Source organism: Brevibacillus sp. SKDU10, from assembly GCF_001645205.1.
GTDB classification, from domain to species: Bacteria; Bacillota; Bacilli; order Brevibacillales; family Brevibacillaceae; genus Brevibacillus_B; species Brevibacillus_B halotolerans.
In genome coordinates this window covers 1-699 of record NZ_LSSO01000108.1, presented here as the reverse complement: position 1 = coordinate 699, position 699 = coordinate 1, and the positions used below count along the sequence as shown (strand labels likewise).

Sequence of the window (699 nt, the reverse complement as noted above, 5' to 3'; positions counted from 1 at the left end):
TCAGCAGATAACTACTTTATTATCAGTCAGTTGAATTTGAAAAAAGGAAAGAATGTCCTTACATTCAAATTGACCAATAAAGATCAGGTTATTGAATCCAAACGAGAAGTTATTTACTTTGATGGCACGGCTACTTTTTTTGATACAAAGGTATCCGTAAATGGCTCACCAACTGAGTATGATTTAAAAGATTTTCCAATGCTCTTGTCTAAAGGTACACCACAGCCTGCTGACTTTACCTTCAAAGGTGATTTGATGATACCTGTGGACAGTAGCTTTACTCCAGCTGCAAGTACAGTAGAAATCATGAAGGTTCGCTTCTTTGAAGGCAGCCTATCTGGTACTGCAATGGCAAATATCACATTCAAGGATGCAGAGTTAACCAAGCAGCCAGACGGGGCTGAGTATCATCATTACCGCTATACCTTCAAAGGTAATCAGTTACTTGAAGGAAATCCACCTGATGATCCAGCAGCACCAAAGCCACCAACAGCAGCAAAATTCCCATTTGAGATTGGTAAACGCTACACGGTGGCGATGGATGGATTTAATCCTGTGCAGTCAAATAAAGAGGCTTCTAGCGTATACGATACAAACAGTGATTTTGGCTACACCATCAAGGATGACAGCAAGTTCCAAATTACAGGTGCAGAGTATATCCAATCGGACAAAATACCGGCTGGAAATGAAGAAGGCAAT

General features: G+C 40.6%; 1 pseudogene. It reads left to right on the top strand.

Going from position 1 to position 699, the window contains the following annotated elements:
- Nucleotides 1-699, top strand: a pseudogene (locus tag AYJ08_RS06115) (S-layer homology domain-containing protein); the annotation flags it as partial.